The following is a 19,492-nucleotide window of genomic DNA, read 5'->3' on the forward strand; positions in this document are numbered from 1 at the left end:
TGGTGCGCCGCGCGGGCGCACCACCGCTGGGACCGGATCAGCCGGCCAGCATGCGACCGGCCGACTTGAGGACCTCGCAGGCCTGGGCGACGCGCGCGGCCATCGACTGCTCCGCCGAGCGCAGGTAGCTGCGCGGGTCGTAGACCTTCTTGTTGCCCACTTCGCCGTCGACCTTCAGCACGCCGTCGTAGTTCTTGAACATGTGGTCGGCGATCGGCCGGGTGTAGGCGTACTGGGTGTCGGTGTCGATGTTCATCTTCACCACGCCGTAGGAGACCGCCTCGTGGATCTCCTCCAGCGCCGAGCCGGAACCGCCGTGGAACACCAGGTCGAACGGCTTGGAGCCCTCCGCCAGGCCCAGCTTCTTGGCCGCGGCCTCCTGGCCCTTCTTCAGGATCTCCGGGCGCAGCTTGACGTTGCCCGGCTTGTACACGCCGTGCACGTTGCCGAAGGTGGCGGCCAGCAGGTAGCGGCCCTTCTCACCGGCTCCGAGGGCGTCGATGGTGTGCTCGAAGTCGCCGGGGGCGGTGTAGAGCTTCTCGTTGATGTCGTTGCTGATTCCGTCCTCTTCGCCGCCGACGACGCCGACCTCCAGCTCGAGGATGATCTTCGCCTTGACGGCCTGCTCCAGCAGCTCCTGCGCGATCTGCAGGTTCTCGTGCAGCTCGATGGCCGAGCCGTCCCACATGTGGGACTGGAACAGCGGGTTCTCGCCGCGGTTGACCCGCTCCTGGCTGATCTGCAGCAGCGGTCGGACGAAGCCGTCCAGCTTCTCCTTCGGGCAGTGGTCGGTGTGCAGCGCGATGTTCACCGGGTACTTCGCCGCCACCACGTGGGCGAACTCGGCCATCGCGGTCGCACCGGTGACCATGTCCTTGACCTTGGTCCCGGAGGCGAACTCGGCGCCACCGGTGGAGATCTGGATGATGCCGTCACTCTCGGCCTCGGCGAACCCGCGCAGCGCCGCGTTCAGCGTCTCCGACGAGGTCACGTTGATGGCCGGGTAGGCGAACTCACCAGACTTCGCCCGGTCCAGCATCTCCGCGTAGACCTCGGGGGTCGCGATGGGCATCTGTCGTTCCTCCTATGGGGATGGAGTGGAATGGGTGACGGAGTTGCGCAGCCTCCTCCAAGGCCGCTGGACGTGGCAGCGAACCTCGGGATCAGCGCTGTACTTGCGCGTCACATTGCCCTAGCCAGGTCGTTTTGGAAAGTCGGTGACAGGATTCAGATTAGACTGAATTCTGTGGACATCCTCACACGTCATGGCGGCTACAGCCAGGCGCCGAGCACCGGAGTCCACTCCCGCACCGCGCGTTCGGCAACAACCCCCCGTTCGGTGTACGGGTCGCGATCGAGGATCTTCTCCAGCTCCTCCTCCGACGCGGCCTCGTAGACGAGCTGCGCGCCCTCGCCGTCGGCGTACGGGCCGGCGGCCAGCAGCACGCCCCGCTCGGCCAGCTCCTTGCAGTACTCCCGGTGGACGGGGCGCACCTGCTGCAACAGCTCCTGGTCCCCGTAGACCAACTGCACCACGAACTTGGCCATGCCACACCTCCAGATCGATCTGGGGTCTGAAGCTACCCGTTCCCGCCCCCGCAGCGGAGGGATCGCCGGTAGGTTCAGCCGCGTGGCTGGGAACACACGTGGAGCTGAACGGGTTGTCGAGCAGACGCTGAGCCGGCTGCGGGCCCTGGACACCTCGTCCGCCGCCGAGGTGCCCGGGCGACCGCTGACGCTGGAGGACCTCTACCGGCAGCACCGGGCGCGCATGGTGCGACTGGCGGTGCTGCTGGTGGACGATCCGGCCACCGCCGAGGACGTGGTGCAGGAGGCGTTCACCGGGCTGTACCGCAACTGGTCCGGTCTGCGGGACGCCAAGGCCGCCGTCGCCTACCTGCGCACGGCGGTGGTCAACAGCAGCAGGTCGGTGCTGCGGCGCCGCAAGACCAGCCGGGAGTACCAGCCGCCGCACCAGGTCAACGCCCGCTCGGCCGAATCGCTGGCGATGCTCAGCACCGAGCACCAGGCCGTGGTGTCGGCGCTGGCGCAGCTGCCGCGGCGGCAGCGGGAGGTGCTCGTGCTCCGCTACTACGGGAACCTGTCCGAGGCGGAGATCGCCGAGGCCACCGGGGTGTCGCGGGGCACCGTCAAGTCCACGGCCAGCCGGGCGCTGGAGGCGCTGCAGAAGCTGCTCACCACGAACTGACCGCGAACCGGCACAATTGGTGCAGACCACATGCCGGTCGTCGCGGAGCGCGACCGGGCGGCGAGGGGAGGAGGCGCCGTGGCCTCGACCGAGCTCGTGCTGGCGGGCGCGAAGGTCGTCACCCCGCAGGGGGTGCTCGAGAACGGCTGGGTGCAGGTGCGGGGCACCGAGATCGCCGCGGTGGGCACCGGACCGGCGCCGGGCCCGGCCACCGACCTCGACGGCCGCTGGCTGGTGCCGGGCTTCGTGGACGTCCACTGCCACGGCGGCGGGGGCGGTTCGTTCACCAGCGCCGACGCCGAACAAGCCCGCACCGCGGTCGCCACCCACCGCGCGCACGGCACCACCACGATGCTGGCCAGCCTGGTGTCCGCGCCGATCAGCGAGCTGGTCGAGCAGATCCGGGCGCTGCGCGACCTGGTCACCGCCGGCCTGCTGGCCGGCGTCCACCTGGAAGGACCGTTCCTGGCCCGCTCCCGCTGCGGGGCGCACGACCCGGACGTGCTGCGCCCGCCGGAGACCGAGGCCGTGCAGCGGCTGCTGGAGGCCGGCGACGGCGCGGTCCGGATGGTGACGCTGGCACCGGAGCTGGAGAACTCCGTGCCCGCGATCCGGCAGTTGGTGGCGCACGGGGTCATCGCCGCGATCGGGCACACCGACGCCACGCTCGCCGACGTGGCGCCGGCGCTCGCGGCCGGCGCGACCGTGGCCACCCACCTGTTCAACGGGATGCGCCCGCTGCACCACCGGGAACCCGGACCGATCGGCACCTTGCTGACCGACCAGCGGGTGACCGTCGAGCTGATCTGCGACCTGGTGCACCTGCACCCGTCGGTGGTCCGGCTGGCCGCCGAGCACGCCGGCCCGGGCCGCACCGTGCTGGTGACCGACGCGATCAGCGCGACGGACGCCGGGGACGGCACCTACCGGCTCGGCAACCTGCCGGTCACGGTGCGCGACGGGCAGGCCCGGCTCGCCGACGGTTCCCTCGCCGGCAGCACGCTGACCATGGACGCGGCGTTCCGCAACCTGGTCGTCTCCTGCGGGGTCGGGATCACCGACGCGGTCGCGGCGGCGTCCACCACCCCGGCCCGGCTGCTGGGGCTGGGCGGGGTGACGGGATCGATCGAACCCGGGCTGGCCGCCGACCTGGTGGTGCTGGACGAGCAGCTGCAGGTGACCGGGGTGCTCAAGGACGGTTCCTGGGTCCAGCGGTGAACCGTGCGGCTACGCTCGCAAACGTGAGTTCGGTCGACCCGGAAAGGCTGCTCGCCGAGGCGCTGCGCGCGCAAGCCGGCGGGGAGCGCGTCGCGCCCGCTGACCAGCCCCGCCCCCGGGGACTGCCGGTGGGCCGGGTGCTGGTGCTGGCCGTGCTGCTCGGCCTGCTCGCCGGCGCGATCGCCGGGGTCGTCACGCTCGCCTGATCGTCTTCGCCACCACGGCTTTCACTGGTCCGTGCCCACTGCGGGCGCCAGCGAGTTCCGCCGCGAGGGCAACCTGTAAGTTGGCGGGCGTGACGAGCGCAGTACCCGGACTTGCCGCGCACACGACCGCGCTGGCCCTGCTCCCATCCTGGCTGGATCCGGAAAACATCATCCGGGCACTTGGCCCGTTCGCCCTGATCGGGGTCTGCCTGATCATCTTCGCCGAGTGCGGAATCCTGATCGGGTTCTTCCTGCCGGGCGACTCGCTGCTGTTCGTCGCCGGCCTGTTCACCGCGGCCGGCGCGATGGGCAGCCCGATCTGGCTGGTCTGCCTGCTGTTGGCGATATGCGCCTTCGTGGGCAACATGACCGGTTACTGGATCGGCCGCAAGGTCGGCCCGGCGCTGTTCAACAAGCCGGATTCCAAGCTGTTCAAACGGGAGCACGTCGACAAAACGCACGAGTTCTTCGACCGCTACGGCGCCCGAGCGATCATCCTGGCCCGGTTCGTGCCGATCGTGCGCACGTTCATCACCGCGATCGCCGGGGTCGCCAAGATGGACCAGAAGAAGTTCTTCACCTACTCGGCGATCGGTGCCGTGCTGTGGACCGCGAGCATGACCTTGCTCGGGTACTTCCTCGGCAACATCCCGTGGATCAAGAACAACCTGGAAGCGATGGCGATCGCGATCGTCGTCATCTCGGTCATCCCGATCGTCGTGGAGTACGTCAAGGGACGTCGCGCCAAGGCCCGCGACGCCGCCTGATCCGACCGAGCGCACATCCCGCTCCCGCGCGCGCCACCCGGTCCGCCACCAGCTGCCGGGTGGCGCGCCGTTCTTCTGCGGTCACCAAGCCCGGTCCAGGCAAGCGTGCTGGCGGATCCAGGTGTGCATGACGATCCCGGCCGCCACCCCGGCGTTGATGGACCGGGTGGAGCCGAACTGGGCGATCGAGACCACCAGGTCGGCCTGCTGCCGGGACTCCTCCCGCAGCCCGGGGCCCTCCTGCCCGAACAGCAGCACGCAGCGCCGCGGCAGTTCGACCCGCTCCAACCGCTGCGCCCCCGGGGTGTTGTCCACCGCCACCAGGGCGAGCTCGTTCTCCGCGGCGAAGGCCCGAAGCGAATCCAGGTCCGGGTGGTGGTGGATGTGCTGGTAGCGGTCGGTGACCATGGCGCCCCGCCGGTTCCAGCGGCGGCGGCCGACGATGTGCACCGCCTTGGCCGCGAACGCGTTCGCGGTCCGCACCACGGTGCCGATGTTGTGGTCGTGCTGGAAGTTCTCGATGGCCACGTGGAAGTCGTGCCGCCTCTCGTCCAGGTCGGCGACGATCGCCTCGCGCCGCCAGTAGCGGTAGTGGTCCACGACGTTGCGGCGGTCGCCGTTCTCCAGCAGCTCGGGGTCGTACCGGTCGTCGTCCGGCCACGGACCCTCCCACGGGCCCACGCCAACCGTGGTGCCCCATTCGGTGGGGCCGATCTCTTCGGTCACGCCAATCCGAGGTCGCTCAGGCCGAGCAGCGAACGGTAGGGCAGCCCGGCGGCTTCGATCGCTTCCTTGGCCCCGGTGTCGCGGTCGACCACGGTCGCCACCCCGACGACCTCGGCTCCCGCTTCCCGCAGCGCCTCCACCGCGGTGAGCACGCTGCCACCGGTGGTGGAGGTGTCCTCCACGGCCAACACCCGGCGGCCGGCCACGTCCGGTCCTTCGATGCGCCGCTGCAGACCGTGCGCCTTGGCGTTCTTGCGCACCACGAACGCGTCCAGCGCGCCGCCCGAGGCGTGCAGCATGGCGGTGGCCACCGGGTCGGCGCCCAGGGTGAGACCGCCGACGGCCTGGTAGTCCCAGTCGGCGGTCAACTGGCGCAGCAGCGTCCCGATCAGCGGAGCGGCCCGGTGGTGCAGGGTGGCACGGCGGAGATCGACGTAGTAGTCGGCTTCCTTCCCGGAGGAGAGGGTGACCCGGCCGTGCACCACGGCGAGGTCCCGCACCAGACCGGCCAGTTCGGAGCGCTGCTGTTCATCGACCTTGACCACGGAGCCCCACCTTACCTCCGCGGTCGTCGGCCGCTCCGGGGCGGCGGGGCCTCAGGTGCGCCCGGGAACGGTGCGGGTGACGATCATGCGCTGCAGCTTCCGCGGCACCAGGCGCCCCAGCCGCACCAGCGCCTTGTACTGCAGGCCGGGGATGGAGATGGTGCGGCCGGCCCGCAGGTCGGCGAGCGCCTCGTGCACCACCCGGTCCGCCTGCAACCAGAAGGCCTTCGGCAAGCGCTTCATGTCCAGCCCGGCCCGCTGGTGGAACTCGGTCTGGGTGAAACCGGCGCACAGCGCCATCACCCGCACCCCGGTCCCGGCCAGCGCGACGGACAACCCCTCGCTGAGCGCGGTCACGTACGCCTTGGTGGCCATGTAGGTGGAGCCGGACACCGCGAAGAACGAGGCGACGCTGGACACGTTGATCACGTCGCCGCGGCCGCGCTCGCGCATCCCGGGCACCGCGGCGTGGGTGAGCCGGAGGACAGCGGCCACGTTGACCTTCAGCTGCCGCTGCAGCAGCTCGCCGTCGTTCTCCCAGAACGCTCCCCCGGTGCCGAAACCGGCGTTGTTGACCAGCACGTCCACCGGGCGGTCCGCGTCGGCGAGCCGGTCGGCCACCTTGGCCAGCTGCGCGTCGTCCGCCAGGTCGGCGGGCAGCACTTCGACCTGGACGCCGTGCCTGGAGCGCAGTCGCTCGGCGAGCTCGTCGAGCCGTTCCTCGTCACGCGCCACTAACACCATGTCGTGGCCTTCTGCGGCCAGTCGACGGGAGAACGCCCGGCCGATGCCGGAGGTGGCTCCCGTTACGAGTGCGGTAGGCATAGCGCGAACCTATCTGACTGCGAGTGATCGCCGGAGACGGCGGTGCGGGCTCGGGGCGGGTCAGCTCTCGGTGGCCGCGGTCTCCCGCTCGGACCGCTCGGGGTCCGGTTCGGACCGGTCGGACGGTTCTCCCTCCGCGGCGGTCCCCGCGGCCTCGTCGGGGTCGCGGTCGAACGGGTCGATCACGTCGGCGAGCTCGCCGAGGCCGCGCAGCAGGTTCTCCAGCCGCTCCGGTTCGGCGTCGCCGGGGTCCAGGGCGGCCAGCACCCAGTCGTTCTCCAGCCACACCACGAGGGCGTCGGAGCCGATCTCCTCGACCGCCGCGACCAGGTCCGGGTTCTTCACCAGCGGGCGGGCCTTGGCCAGGTCGGTGACGAACGCGTACCGGGAGCCGACCGGGCCGAGCAGGTCCAGGCCGGAGTCCTGCGGCACCGGGACGTCCGGGACCCACATCTCGACCAGGGCGGGGACCGGTCCGCGGCACCGCATGGCGGCGATGACCGAGTCGGTGCGCCCGTTGATCTCCAGGTCGAGCACGTAGACCTGGCGCCGGCCGTCAGCGGTGAACGTGGAGCCGGCCACCACGTCGGTGGCCACCGCACCACTGGCCTGCGCCAGCACACCGTGCTCCCAGCGGGTCGGCAGCACCCGGTCCACCTCGGCGAACTGCCATCCGCGCAGCGTCGCCCAGCGACGCCGCTCCCGGTTGCTGCCACCTCGCTGCGACCGGTCGGTGATCAGCAGCGCGATGCCCGCACCTGTTGCAACGACAGCGATGACGAACCACAGCCATGCAGGTATGCCCACACTGCGCAGGGTAGTCCGATCAACGCTGAACGCGAAGATCACCTCGTCGGTACACGCTGAACCCCTCGTTCGGCTGAGTCCCCGAAGAGGGCGGCGGGGAGGTTCCGCCCAGCGCACAGTGCTGCGAGGACCGGTTCGGCGCAGCAGCTCACCCGGACACGCCGGTGGCGGACCGCGCAGGCGGTCCGCCACCGGCGGGGGCTCCCCGGCGCGCCCGCGGGATCAGCTGGCGGGCTCGACGGTGAGCTTGTCGTTGTCGTCGGTGACGTCGACGACCACCTTGTCCCCCTCCTTGATCTCCCCGGAGAGGAGCTTCTTCGCCAGCTGGTCGCCGATGGCGCTCTGCACCAGTCGGCGCAGCGGCCGGGCGCCGTAGACCGGGTCGTAGCCGTTGAGCGCCAGCCAGTCGCGGGCCGCCGGCTGCACGTCCAGCGTGAGCCTGCGCTGCGCCAGGCGCTTCGCCAACCGTCCCACCTGGATGTCCACGATGGAGGTCAGCTCCGACGTGGACAGCGAGTGGAACACCACGATGTCGTCCAACCGGTTCAGGAACTCCGGTTTGAAGTGGCCGCGCACCACCGACATCACGGCTTCGTCCCGCTCCCCCTCGGACAGGTTCGGGTCGGCGATCGCCTGCGAGCCGAGGTTGGAGGTGAGCACCAGGATGGTGTTGCGGAAGTCCACCGTCCGGCCTTGGCCGTCGGTCAGCCGGCCGTCGTCGAGCACCTGCAGCAGGACGTCGAAGACGTCGGCGTGCGCCTTCTCCACCTCGTCGAACAGCACCACCGAGTAGGGGCGGCGGCGGACCGACTCGGTCAGCTGACCGCCCTGGTCGTAGCCCACGTACCCGGGCGGAGCGCCGACCAGCCGCGCCACCGAGTGCTTCTCGGCGTACTCGCTCATGTCGATGCGGATCATCGCCCGCTCGTCGTCGAACAGGAACTCGGCCAGCGCCTTCGCCAGCTCGGTCTTGCCGACACCGGTGGGCCCGAGGAACATGAACGAACCGGTCGGCCGGTCCGGGTCGGACACGCCGGCGCGGGCGCGGCGCACCGCGTCCGACACGGCGCGGACCGCTTCCTCCTGCCCGACCACCCGGGACGTCAGCGCCTCCTCCATCCGCAGCAGCTTGGTGGTCTCGCCTTCCAGCAGCCGCCCGGCGGGAATCCCGGTCCAGGAGCTCACCACGTCGGCGACGTCGTCCGCGGTGACCTCCTCCTGCAGCATCGCCTTCTGCTCGCTCTGCTCCTGGGTGGCCGCCTCGAGCTCCTTCTCCAAGGCCGGGATGCGCCCGTAGCGCAGCTCGGCGGCCTTGCCGAGATCACCGTCCCGCTCGGCCCGCTCCGACTCGCCGCGCAGCTGCTCCAGCTGGGTCTTCAGGTCGCGGACCTTGTCGATGGACTCCTTCTCGCGCTGCCACCGGGCGGTGAGCTCCGCCAGCCGCTCCCGCTTGTCGGCGAGCTCGCCGCGCAGCGCGGCCAGCCGCTCCTTCGACGCCGGATCCTCTTCCTTCTCCAGCGCCATCTCCTCGATCTCCATCCGGCGGACGGCGCGCTCGACCTCGTCGATCTCCACCGGGCGCGAGTCGATCTCCATGCGCAGCCGGGACGCCGCCTCGTCGACCAGGTCGATCGCCTTGTCCGGCAGGTACCGCGCGGTGATGTACCGGTCGGAGAGGGTGGCGGCCGCGACCAGCGCACCGTCGGTGATCCGCACCCCGTGGTGCACCTCGTAGCGCTCCTTGAGGCCGCGCAGGATCGCCACGGTGTCCTCCGGGCTGGGCTCGCCCACCAGGACCTGCTGGAAGCGGCGCTCCAGGGCGGCGTCGGTCTCGATGTGCTCCCGGTACTCGTCGAGCGTGGTGGCGCCGACCATGCGCAGTTCGCCGCGGGCCAGCATCGGCTTGATCATGTTGCCGGCGTCCATCGCGCTCTCGCCGGTGGCGCCCGCGCCGACGATGGTGTGCAGCTCGTCGATGAAGGTGATGATCTGCCCGGCCGATTCGGTGATCTCCTTCAGCACCGCTTTGAGCCGTTCCTCGAACTCGCCGCGGTACTTGGCGCCGGCGACCATGGCGCCCAGGTCCAGCGCCACGACCCGCTTGCCGCGCAGCGATTCCGGCACGTCACCGGCGACGATGCGCTGGGCGAGGCCTTCCACGATGGCGGTCTTGCCGACGCCGGGCTCACCGATCAGCACCGGGTTGTTCTTGGTGCGCCGGGAGAGCACCTGCACCACCCGGCGGATCTCGGCGTCCCGCCCGATCACCGGGTCGAGTTCGCCCTTGCGGGCCCGCTCGGTGAGGTCGCTGCCGTACTTCTCCAGCGCGTTGTAGGTCCCTTCGGGGTCGGGGCTGGTCACCCGCGCGGAGCCGCGGACCTTGGTGAACGCCTCCTTCAGGGCGTCCGGGGAAGCGCCGTGCTTGCGCAGCAGGTCGGCGACCCGATCGCCCTCGGCGGCCAGGCCGACCAGCAGGTGCTCGGTGGACACGTACTCGTCGCCCATCTCGGTCGCCAGCTGCTGGGCGTGCGAGAGGACTTTGGCCGCGTCGCGGGAGAACTGGGGCGCGGCCACGGTGGAACCGCTGGCGCTGGGCAACGAGTTGAGGATCTGGTCGAGCTCGCGGCGCACTTCCGCCGGGTCGGCGCCCACCGCGGACAGCAGCGGCGCGGTGATCCCGTCGCTCTGGGCGAGCAGAGCACCGAGCAGGTGCGCGGAGCCGACGTCCGGGTTGCCGGCGACGGTGGCGGCCTGCACCGCGGAAGAGATCGCCTGCTGGGTCTTGGTTGTCGGGTTAAACGCGTCCATCACTCACCTCGTCGAGCCCTGCATTCAGCCCTTCTGTCCTCTCCAACGTAAGGAAAGTTGAGCCTGTTCCACTCAAGTCAAAACTTTTCCGTGATACGCGGCACATTCTGCTGGATCGCCACCGGAACCGGCACCGGACGCGCGGCACCGGAAGCCCCCTCTTCGCAGCTTCCGGTCTCCGCAGCGGTGCGGAAAAGAGCCGGAGGGCCGTGGTCTGCGAAACCACGACCCTCCGGCATTACCCCCGATCAGTCCCCGTGGACTGATTCACCCCCGGTCAATCGGACTTGACCGCCTGGATGTCCAGCTCGACCTTGAGGCTGGTCCCGATGGCGGCCAGTCCGCTGGCCAGCGCTTGGTTGTAGGTGATCTCGAAATCGTCCCGGCGCAGCTGGGTGGTGGCCGACGCGGACGCCCGGACACCGCCCCACGGGTCTTCGGTGACCCCGCCGAACTTGGTGTCCAGCAGCACCGGCTTGGTGACGCCCCGGAGCGTCAGCTCGCCCTCGATGTCCCAGCGGTCCCCGCCCCGGGGCCGGATGCGGGTGGAGCGGAAGGTGATCTCCGGGTACTGCGCCACGTTGAGGAAGTCCTCGTTGCGCAGGTGCTCGTCCCGCATCCGGTTCGCGGTGTCGATGCTGGCCGCCTGGATCGCGACGGCGATCGAGGAGTCCTCGATCGGAGCACCGATGCGCACGTCCCCCGCGAACTCGGTGAACCGGCCGTGGATGCTGCTGATCCCCAGGTGCCGGGCGGTGGCCCGGATCGAGGAGTGCACGGGGTCGATCTTCCACAACCCGGGGGCGGGCAGGTCGGCCCCACCGCTGCGGCGCAGCTCGACCGTGCCCAGCGAGGCCGCGCACCCCTGCTGCACCAGAGCGGTGCGGGCAGCCGGCTCGAACCCGACCGCGGTGATGATCGCGGTGTAGGTCCCGGGCTCGAGCTGGGACGCCACCACCGTGCCGGAAGCATCGCCCTGCACCCGGGCGGCTTGCGTGCCCGTGCTGTCGATGACGGTCAGCACGGCTTCCGGCACCGGCCAGCCATCTCCGGAACAAACCGTGGCGGTGACCGCCCCGGCCGCCGAGTTCGTCATTACCCGGCCCTCCTGCATTTCGCTGTCCTCCATTGCCCCGCCGTTGCTCGACTCCCCGTGCACCAGGGTCATTCACCCTCCGGGTAGCCGAGTTCGATGTCGTGGGTTCCTTGCTCACCGGACAGCCGCAGCGCGGAAGCAGCCGGCGGGTAGCCGGTGGCGATCACCGTGTAGTCGCCGTCCGGGAGGTCGGTGAAGACGTACCGGCCCTCGGTGTCGGTGGTGGTCACGGCGACCACTCCGCCGTTCTCGTCCAGCAAGGTCACCCGGGCGTCGGGAATGGCGACGCCGAGGTTGGCCGAGCGGACCACACCGGTGAGCTGGACGCCGCCCTGCATGGCCACGTCCAAGGTGACCCGCTCCCCGTCGGCCACGGTGACCGGAGTGGCCACCGGTCGGTAGGCGGGGGCGGTGACGGTGAGCGCGTAGTCGCCACCAACCAGGTCGGCGAGCCGGTAGCGGCCGTCCGACCCCGTGGTGGTGGTGGCCACGACTTCCCCGCGGACGTCGGTGAGCACCACGGTGGCGTCGGCGACCGGTTGGTCGCTGGCGTGCACCAGACCGGTCAGCTCGCCGGCCCCGATCATCCGCACGTCGTGCCGCACCGGCCGGTCGGCCACCACGACCATCGACGCGCTCGGCTGGTAGCTGCCGCCGGAGGCGATCAGCACGTAGGTGCCGCCGTGCGGGACGTCGAGCCGGAACTCGCCGGCGCTGTCGGTGCGGGTGCGCTCCACCTGGCGCCCGTTGGCGTCGGTCAGGGTGAGCACGGCTCCCGGCACCGGGGTGCCGGCGGAGTCGTTCACCGTGCCGTGCACGAACAGTCCGCCGCCGTTCTCGCCGCCGGTGTCCCGCAGGTCGCCGGTGACCAGCGCGTGCCGCGGGGCCCGCGACGCGGAACCCGAACCGTTGTTCGCAGAGTTATCCACACCATTGGCAACGGCCGCGATCGGCTGCGTTTGTGTACTGCTAGCCGGTGTTTTGCCTCCCCCTGCCGAGGTGTTGGCAGCCAAGTTATCCACAGGTTGTGGGGACTTCTCCACAGCCTTCTCGGCAGTCACCGCGGACTCCTGTTCCTCGTGCACGTCGATCTTGGTGCGCAGCGGCACCTCCTTGATGAACACCACCGCGACCAGCGTCACCACCGAGATGCAGGCGGAGATGAAGAAGATGTCACCGATCGCGTCGCCGTAGGCCGCCCGGACGATCGTCTGGATCGGCTCCGGGAGGCTGGCCACGTCCAGCGACCCCCCGCCGGTCTCACCGGCCGCCTGCGGCGGCATGCCCGGGAGCTTGGACAAGCCCTCCTGGACGTAGTCGCCGACCTTGTTGGCCAGGACCGCGCCGAGCACCGAGACACCGGCCGAACCACCGAGGGTCCGGAAGAAGGTGGCCACCGAGGTGACCGACCCCATGTCCCTGTCCTTGGCCGAGTTCTGCACGGCCAGCACCAGGTTCTGCATCAGCATGCCGACGCCGATGCCCATCAGCGCCAGGTAGCAGCCGACCAGGACCAGGTCGGTCTCGTGGTCCATGGTGCTCAGCAGCCCCATGGCCGCGATCATCACGATGGAGCCGGCGACCAGGAACGGCTTGATCTTGCCGGTGAACTTGGAGATGACCAGACCGGAGATGGTGGTGGACAGGAACATCCCGAGCACCATCGGCAGGGTCATCAGACCGGCCTCGGTGGGCGTGTAGCCCCGGGAGATCTGGAAGTACTGGCCGAGGAAGACCGCACCGCCGAACATCGCGGTACCGACGGCGACCATGCCGATCGTGGCCAGGGTGATCACCGAGTTGCGGAACATGTTCAACGGCACGATCGGCTCGCTGAACTTGGACTCGATGATCACGGCGATGACCAGCATGACCACACCGGCGCCGACGTAGTAGCCGGTCTCGGCCGACCACCAGTCGAACTCGTTGCCGGCCAGCGACACCCACACCAGCAGCAGGCTCACGCCGCCGACCAGGAACAGGGCGCCGAACCAGTCGATCTTCACCGGGCGCTTGACGACCGGCAGCTTCAGCGTGGCCCCCAGCACGACCATCGCGAGCAGCGCGATCGGCACGGTGATCCAGAAGCACCAGCGCCAACCCAGCCAGTCCACGTCCACGATCAGCCCGCCCAGCAGCGGACCGCTGACGGTCGCGACGGCGAACGCCGCCCCGATGAAACCGCTGTAGCGGCCGCGGTCCCGCGGCGGAACCATCGCGGCGATGACGACCTGCGCCAGCGCCTGAAGACCGCCCATGCCGATGCCCTGCAGGGCGCGGAAACCGATCAGCCACTCCATCGACTGCGAGAAGCCGCCCAGCACCGAGCCGGCCATGAAGATCACGATGGCCAACTGGTACAGCAGCTTCTTGCTGAACAGGTCGGAGAGCTTGCCCCAGATCGGCGTGCTGGCGGTGGAGGTCAGCAGCATCGCCGTGACCACCCAGGTGTACTGCCGCTGGGTGCCCTCCAGATCAGCGATGATGACGGGCAGGGCGTTCGAAACGATCGTCGAGCTGAGCACCGCGACCAGCAGTGCCAGCACCAGCCCCCACATCGCCCGCATGATCTGGCGCTGCGTCATCGGCGATTCCGAGGAAGTTCGCGGATCCTGCGGCGCGTCCTCCGCTGAATCCGCAACGGCTTCCCGGACCGTCGCGTTGGTCATCGAGCTCCTTCCTTCACCGACGGCTCGCTGCCGTCCTCCGCCCTGTCGATCAGGTAACGGCGAATGTCCGACATTGCTCTTTCCAGCAATTTGCCCAGTTCGAGGACCTCGTCGTCCTTCCAATCGGACAACGCGGCCTGAAGGACCTTGGCTTTGCGGCGTTCCAGTTCCGCGACCGCCCGTTCGCCGGCTTCGGTCGCTCGCAGCAGCGACACCCGACGATCGGCGGGGTCCGGTCGACGGGTGATCAGACCTGCTTGTTCGAGCTGGCTCAGTTGCCGGCTCACCACCGAGGCGTCGACGACCCGGTGCTGAGCGAGCTCGCTGGCGCGGCACTCCCCGCGGATCACGAGTTCGGCGAGCAGACTTCCCGCCGCATAGGGGATCTCGGAGCTGAAGTGGCGATGCACCGCAGCTTGCTTGACTCCCAGCAGAGCTCGGAACGGGCGCAGGAACTCCTCGCAGGTTTCTATCTTCGGCCCCATGTCGCCCATTTCATTTGGTTGCTGAACACAACTATAAGAATTGTTAGTTGCACTCGGCAACTTATTTTTGAAATGTGTTCTGATTCACGACGAGGGGTTGGCGCGGGCGGCCCCGGTGGGCGAGCAGCCCGCCGAAGAGAACCGGGGAGCGGCGTTCAGCCCGTCAGAAGAAGTCGTTCAGCCTGCTCAACAGCCGGGCCAGCTCCCGCAGGTCGTGCGTCGGCCAGTCGGCGAACCGCTTGCGCAAGTGCTTGCTGCGGACGGCCCGGGCGTGCGCCAACCGCTGCTGCCCCTCCTCGGAGAGCTGCAGCAACCGCGCCCGGCGGTCGTCCGGGTCCGGCACCCGCTCCAGCAGGCCCAGCTCCACCAGGCTCGCCAACTGCCGGCTGATGGTGGACTTGTCCAGCCCGGTGCGCTCGGCCAGGTCCATCCCGCGCAGCGGACCAGCGTCCTGGATCAACAGCAGCAGCGCGTAGGAAGCGGGATCGAGCTTGGGGTGCACCACAGCGGCCGCCGTCGCGGAGAGGCTGCGAGCCCGCCGGAACAGCAGCATCAACTCCCGCTCCACCGACTCGGCAGCCGCGCTGCGCTCCGGGGAGCCACCGAGTTCGCCGTTGCGCTGCTCTTCGCCCTGCTCGACCACGACCGCTCGCTCCGCTCCGCCGGTGCCCATTTCGTCCAACTCTAGGAAAGCCCGGACGACCGGCGGACGCCGGCCCGGGCCCGGGACCACCCCGCAGGTGTGCTGGACATTGCTCTGCGCATCCCGCTCCGGCCGGCGAAAACCGTGCATCATCTACAACTGGGAATCCTGGGACACCTGAAGGTGGCATCAAGGGATACACCGAGCTCAACAGCCACTATGGTCTCCCGTAGTCGGGGAGCCAGGTGCGCCGGTCAGCACAACCGCCAGCATGGAGAAGACTGCAGCCGAAAAATGACAGCCAACGCCGTACCCACTCCCGACCCCTCCCCGAACGACGAGGCACCCTCCAGCGGTGTCGCCCGGATGGTCCGGCTGATCCGCGAGAGCTGGGCTGTGGTCGAACCGCAGGCCGAGGAGGCCACCAGGTACTTCTACAGCATCCTGTTCAGCATCTCCCCGCAAACCCGGGAGATGTTCCCGATCAACCTGGAGACGCAGCGCAACAGGCTGCTGCGCGCCCTGGCGCACTTCATCCAGATGGTCGACCGGCCGGACGAGCTGCTGCCGTTCCTCCACCAGCTCGGCCGCGACCACCGCAAGTTCGGCGTGGTGACCAGCCACTACGAAGCGGTGGGCACCGCACTGCTGGCGGCGATCAAGAAGTACTCCGGGGACGCCTGGACCCCGCAGGTGGAGCGGGCGTGGGCCGAGGCCTACACCGTGATGGCCTCCGCCATGACCGAAGCCGCGTCCAACGACCCCGGCCCCGCCTGGTACAACGGCGAAGTCATCGACCACCAGCGGCTCAGCTGGGACATCGCGGTGATCCGGATCCGCACCGAATACCCGGTGCCCTACGCGCCGGGCCAGTACGTGAGCGTGGAAACACCGCAGCGCCCCCGGCTGTGGCGCTACCTGTCCCCGGCCAACGCCCCGGACGAGGACGGGCTGCTGGAATTCCACGTGCGCGCGGTCCAAGGCGGCTGGGTCAGCCGCGCCCTGGTGCACCACACCCGCCCCGGTGACCAGTGGCGGATCGGCGCCCCGATGGGCCGGATGACGGTGGACCGGGAGAACAGCCCCGACGTCCTGATGATCGCCGGCGGCACCGGCCTGGCCCCGATGCGGGCCATCATCCAGGACCTCGCCCAGTACGGCACCAACCCGAACGTGCACCTGTTCTACGGCGGCCGCACCCCGGAAGACCTCTACGACCTGGAAGCCATGCAGCAGGTGATGGTGAGCAACCCGTGGTTGACGGTGACCCCGGTGGTGGAGACCGGCGCGGACACCGTTTACGGCGCCGAGTCCGGGACCCTGGCCGAAGCGGTGACCAAGCACGGGGCCTGGGAAGACCGGGACGTGCTGGTCAGCGGTTCTCCGGAGATGATCCGGGCGACGATCTCCCGACTGCTGGTGGCGGGCACCCCGCTCGACCACATCCGCTACGACCCGTTCACAACGGACTGAGCCGGCACCCGCTGGTCGCGAATCCCTCCGATCAGGATTCGCCAGCGGGTGCCGGCTCAGCCGAGCAGCAGGACCGGATCACCTCTTGCGGTGCGGCTTCCAGACCACCAGCGCGGTTTCCTGGCGGACCGGCACCAGGTCCCGGCGGTAGGAGGCGTGCACCTGCGCCGCGGCCTGCTCCGCCGCGGCGTGCGCGGCGGCGAGCTCCTCGGTCAGCTCCTGGACCTTCGCGCGGAGTTCGACGAGCTCGTTCTCCAGCTCGATGATCCGCTTGATCCCGGCGAGGTTGACGCCTTCTTCCTGGGAGAGCCGCTGGACCTCCCGCAGCAGGGCGATGTCGCGCAAGGAGTACCGGCGACCGCCGGCGGGAGTGCGGCCGGGAGACACCAGGCCCATCCGGTCGTAACTGCGCAGCGTCTGGGCGTGCAAGCCGGCCATTTCCGCCGCCACCGAGATGACGAACATGGGGGTGTTCTCATCGGTGCCCGGCGGAAATCCCACCGACCCGAGCGGCATACCTGGCTGCGACGTGCGACGACGGGCCATGGACTACCTCCCGAGCATCTCGTTCAGCTCCCGACGCGGGTCCTGGTCGGCGGTCGCCTTGGCGTACTCCTCCAGAGCTCTGGCCGCCTTCCCATCCAGTTTGGACGGAACGGCGACCTGCAACGTCACCAGGAGATCCCCGCGGCTGCCGTCCTTCTTCCGCACACCCTCACCACGCACCCGGAAGGTGCGGCCGTTGCTGGTGCCCGGCGCGACCCGCAACGTGACCTTCCCGTCCAAAGTCGGCACCGTCACCCTAGTGCCCAGGGCCAACTCCGGGAAGGTGACCGGAACGGTCAGGGTGAGATCATCACCGGAACGTCCGAACACCTTGTGCGGGCTGACGTGCACGACCACGTACAGGTCGCCGGCAGCGGCCCCGTTGCGCCCCGGCTCGCCCTGGCCGGCCAACCGGATGCGCTGCCCGTCGTCCACACCAGGCGGAATCCGAACGGTCAGGGTGCGGCTCCGCGTGCTCACCCCTTCCCCGCGGCACTCCGGGCACGGGGTGTCGATAATCTGACCGCGTCCCCGGCAGTCCGGGCACGGCTCGCTGAAGGCGAACGCGCCCTGGTTGCGGGTGACCAGCCCGGCGCCCGCGCACGTCGGGCAGATGTGGGTGCGGGTGCCCGGCTTGGCGCCGGAGCCGCGACAGGTGCCGCACGTGGCGGGGCTGGACAGCCGCAGCGGAACGGTGGCCCCGCGCACCGCCTCGGTGAAGTCGATCCGGACCTCGGTCTCCACGTCGGCCCCGCGCCGCGGCCGGTTCGCGGTGCCCGCCCCGCGCCGGTTGCCGAACAGGTTGCCGAACAGGTCGCCGAGGCCGCCGGCTCCGGTCTGGCCGAACAGGTCGCCGATGTCGAACCCACCGGCACCCGGGCCGCCGAAACCGCCGAACCCCCCGGTTCCGGAGAAGCCCCCGGAACCGAACAGCCGCCGGGCTTCGTCGTACTGCCTGCGCTTCTCCGGGTCGGAGAGCACCCCGTAAGCTTCCGAAATCGCCTTGAACTTGGCTTCCGCCTGGGCGTTTCCGGGGTTGGCGTCCGGGTGGTTCTCCCGGGCCAGCTTGCGGTACGCCTTCTTGATCTCCTCCTGGGAAGCGTCAGGAGAGACGCCCAGCTCGGCGTAGAAATCCTTGTCCAACCATTCCCGCGCGCTCACCGGACGTCCCTCCTTTCAGCCCTGATCAATCCTGTTCCGCCGACTCATCGGCAGCCCTGGCCTGCTCCTGCTCGGCAGCTCCGGACTGCTCCTGCTCCGCAGAACCAGCCGGCTCGTGGTCGGTGACCGCGACCATGGCCGGCCGCAGCACCCGGTCGCCGAAGCGGTAGCCCCGCCGCAGCACGGCGGTCACCGTCGGGCCGGAGACCTCCGGGGAGGTGCTGTGCTGCACCGCCTCGTGCACCGACGGGTCGAACTCGTCGCCTTCCTCGCCGAACGCTTCCAAGCCGGCCGAGTTCAGCGTGTTGACCAGCTTGTCCGCGACGGCCTTGAAGGCACCGGTCAGGTCCCCGTGGGCCTCGGCGCGCTCCAGGTCGTCGAGCACCATCAGCAGCTCACCGGCCAGCGAGGCCTTCGCCGAGAGCACCATTGCCTCGCGGTCGCGTTCCACCCGCTTGCGGTAGTTGGCGTACTCGGCGGTGACCCGCTTGAGGTCCTCGGTCAGCTCGTCGACCCGCTTCTGCAGCTCCGCTTGGGCTTCCGAGCCCGCGGCGGGCTGCTCGGCCGGTGCTTCCGCACCGGGTTCCGGCGCCGGCTCGCCCTGCTGCGCCTCGGGCTTCGCTTGCTGCTCGTCGGCCACCGGATCATCTCCATTCACCGGGTTCCGGAGTTGTCCGGTGACCGGGTCGATGCGCCGCCGGTCCCGGACAACCACCGGTTCCTGCTCGTTGTCGTTCTGGGCCATGTCGGAGTCGTCCGCCGTCACTTCTTCTTCTCGTCGTCCTCGTCGACGATCTCAGCGTCCACCACGTCGTCGTTGTTCGCCGAGCTGGAAGAACTACCGGCCGACCCGCTGTCCGCACCGGCGCCGGCACCGGCCGCGTTCGCCCCGGCGTCGGCGTACAGCGCCTGCCCCAAAGCCTGCGACTCGGTGGCCAGCTTCTCAACCGCCGACTTGATCGCCGAGACGTCGTCGCCCTTGAGGGCCTCGTTGACGTCCTTGATGGCGGCGTTGACCTTGTCCTTGACCTCGGACGGCAACTTCTCGTCGTTGTCCTTGAGGACCTTCTCGGTCTGGTAGACCATCGACTCGGCCTGGTTGCGGGCCTCGGCCTCCTCGCGACGCCGCTTGTCCTCCTCGGCGTGGGCCTCGGCGTCCTTGATCATCCGCTCGATGTCTTCCTTCGGGAGCGCCGAGCCACCGGTGATGGTCATCGACTGCTCCTTGCCGGTGCCCTTGTCCGTGGCCGAGACGTGCACGATGCCGTTGGCGTCGATGTCGAAGGTGACCTCGATCTGCGGCACGCC

General features: G+C 69.6%; 20 protein-coding genes. 5 read left to right on the top strand and 15 right to left on the bottom strand.

Annotated features, from left to right (window positions below; translation table 11 throughout):
• Positions 1-37: 37 nt before the first annotated feature.
• Both fbaA and SREC43747_RS0112690 read right to left on the bottom strand, forming a co-directional pair.
• Positions 38-1,072, bottom strand: coding sequence for a class II fructose-bisphosphate aldolase (gene fbaA / locus SREC43747_RS0112685; RefSeq protein WP_029721636.1), 1,035 nt, complete (start codon positions 1,070-1,072; stop codon positions 38-40).
• 200 nt (positions 1,073-1,272) lie between these two features.
• Complete coding sequence (locus SREC43747_RS0112690) at positions 1,273-1,548, bottom strand: YciI family protein (RefSeq protein WP_029721637.1); 276 nt, start codon at positions 1,546-1,548, stop codon at positions 1,273-1,275.
• 82 nt (positions 1,549-1,630) lie between these two features.
• Here SREC43747_RS0112690 and SREC43747_RS0112695 point away from each other — a divergent pair, with 82 nt between their 5' ends.
• From SREC43747_RS0112695 to SREC43747_RS0112710, 4 genes are all read left to right on the top strand, one after another.
• Positions 1,631-2,209, top strand: coding sequence for a SigE family RNA polymerase sigma factor (locus SREC43747_RS0112695; protein ID WP_029721639.1), 579 nt, complete (start codon positions 1,631-1,633; stop codon positions 2,207-2,209).
• 30 nt (positions 2,210-2,239) lie between these two features.
• Positions 2,240-3,427 (top strand): N-acetylglucosamine-6-phosphate deacetylase, encoded by a 1,188-nt coding sequence (nagA, locus tag SREC43747_RS0112700; RefSeq protein ID WP_081722567.1) that lies wholly within the window; start codon positions 2,240-2,242, stop codon positions 3,425-3,427.
• A gap of 23 nt (positions 3,428-3,450) precedes the next feature.
• Positions 3,451-3,633, top strand: a complete 183-nt coding sequence (locus SREC43747_RS0112705; protein ID WP_051387991.1) for a hypothetical protein — start codon at positions 3,451-3,453, stop codon at positions 3,631-3,633.
• An 89-nt stretch (positions 3,634-3,722) separates the two neighbouring features.
• Complete coding sequence (locus SREC43747_RS0112710) at positions 3,723-4,400, top strand: DedA family protein (protein ID WP_029721643.1); 678 nt, start codon at positions 3,723-3,725, stop codon at positions 4,398-4,400.
• 81 nt (positions 4,401-4,481) lie between these two features.
• On the opposite strand, the gene SREC43747_RS0112715 is transcribed toward SREC43747_RS0112710, so the two are convergent.
• From SREC43747_RS0112715 to SREC43747_RS0112755, 9 genes are all read right to left on the bottom strand, one after another.
• Positions 4,482-5,126: a TrmH family RNA methyltransferase gene (locus tag SREC43747_RS0112715; RefSeq protein ID WP_029721644.1), complete on the bottom strand. Its 645-nt coding sequence runs from the start codon at positions 5,124-5,126 to the stop codon at positions 4,482-4,484.
• The gene (gene pyrE, locus SREC43747_RS0112720; RefSeq protein WP_029721645.1) at positions 5,123-5,671 is read right to left on the bottom strand and encodes an orotate phosphoribosyltransferase; all 549 of its coding nucleotides are present in this window, start codon (positions 5,669-5,671) and stop codon (positions 5,123-5,125) included. Before pyrE ends, SREC43747_RS0112715 begins: the two co-directional genes overlap by 4 nt.
• Positions 5,672-5,722: 51 nt before the next feature.
• A complete protein-coding gene (locus tag SREC43747_RS0112725; RefSeq protein ID WP_029721646.1) occupies positions 5,723-6,496 on the bottom strand; it encodes an SDR family NAD(P)-dependent oxidoreductase in 774 nt (257 codons plus the stop codon).
• A 60-nt stretch (positions 6,497-6,556) separates the two neighbouring features.
• The gene (locus SREC43747_RS0112730) at positions 6,557-7,303 is read right to left on the bottom strand and encodes a TtfA family protein (protein WP_029721647.1); all 747 of its coding nucleotides are present in this window, start codon (positions 7,301-7,303) and stop codon (positions 6,557-6,559) included.
• Positions 7,304-7,525: 222 nt separating this feature from the next.
• A complete protein-coding gene (gene clpB / locus SREC43747_RS0112735; protein WP_029721648.1) occupies positions 7,526-10,111 on the bottom strand; it encodes an ATP-dependent chaperone ClpB in 2,586 nt (861 codons plus the stop codon).
• A gap of 277 nt (positions 10,112-10,388) precedes the next feature.
• Entirely contained in the window at positions 10,389-11,279 is an 891-nt protein-coding gene (locus SREC43747_RS0112740; protein WP_236623164.1) for a YceI family protein, read from the bottom strand.
• Complete coding sequence (locus tag SREC43747_RS0112745; protein WP_029721650.1) at positions 11,276-13,876, bottom strand: MFS transporter; 2,601 nt, start codon at positions 13,874-13,876, stop codon at positions 11,276-11,278. The genes SREC43747_RS0112740 and SREC43747_RS0112745 overlap by 4 nt, the downstream gene beginning before the upstream one ends.
• Positions 13,873-14,370: a MarR family winged helix-turn-helix transcriptional regulator gene (locus tag SREC43747_RS0112750; protein WP_236623165.1), complete on the bottom strand. Its 498-nt coding sequence runs from the start codon at positions 14,368-14,370 to the stop codon at positions 13,873-13,875. The genes SREC43747_RS0112745 and SREC43747_RS0112750 overlap by 4 nt, the downstream gene beginning before the upstream one ends.
• Before the next feature lie 154 nt (positions 14,371-14,524).
• Positions 14,525-15,034, bottom strand: coding sequence for a MarR family winged helix-turn-helix transcriptional regulator (locus tag SREC43747_RS0112755; RefSeq protein ID WP_081722570.1), 510 nt, complete (start codon positions 15,032-15,034; stop codon positions 14,525-14,527).
• 264 nt (positions 15,035-15,298) lie between these two features.
• Here SREC43747_RS0112755 and SREC43747_RS0112760 point away from each other — a divergent pair, with 264 nt between their 5' ends.
• A complete protein-coding gene (locus tag SREC43747_RS0112760; RefSeq protein ID WP_236623166.1) occupies positions 15,299-16,477 on the top strand; it encodes an FAD-binding oxidoreductase in 1,179 nt (392 codons plus the stop codon).
• A 78-nt stretch (positions 16,478-16,555) separates the two neighbouring features.
• Here the strand turns inward: SREC43747_RS0112760 and SREC43747_RS0112765 are convergent, their stop codons facing one another.
• The 4 genes from SREC43747_RS0112765 to SREC43747_RS0112780 form a co-directional block, all read right to left on the bottom strand.
• Positions 16,556-17,023 (bottom strand): heat shock protein transcriptional repressor HspR, encoded by a 468-nt coding sequence (locus SREC43747_RS0112765; protein ID WP_408005208.1) that lies wholly within the window; start codon positions 17,021-17,023, stop codon positions 16,556-16,558.
• 3 nt (positions 17,024-17,026) lie between these two features.
• On the bottom strand, positions 17,027-18,184 hold the full coding sequence (dnaJ, locus tag SREC43747_RS0112770) for a molecular chaperone DnaJ (RefSeq protein WP_029721655.1): 1,158 nt from the start codon (positions 18,182-18,184) through the stop codon (positions 17,027-17,029).
• Positions 18,185-18,209: 25 nt separating this feature from the next.
• Positions 18,210-18,950: a nucleotide exchange factor GrpE gene (gene grpE / locus SREC43747_RS0112775; RefSeq protein ID WP_037331907.1), complete on the bottom strand. Its 741-nt coding sequence runs from the start codon at positions 18,948-18,950 to the stop codon at positions 18,210-18,212.
• On the bottom strand, positions 18,947-19,492 hold a 546-nt coding region (locus SREC43747_RS0112780), incomplete at its 5' end, for an Hsp70 family protein (protein WP_029721657.1). The genes grpE and SREC43747_RS0112780, both read right to left, overlap by 4 nt.

This window comes from Saccharopolyspora rectivirgula DSM 43747 (assembly GCF_000497205.1).
In the GTDB taxonomy this organism is placed as follows: domain Bacteria; phylum Actinomycetota; class Actinomycetes; order Mycobacteriales; family Pseudonocardiaceae; genus Saccharopolyspora; species Saccharopolyspora rectivirgula.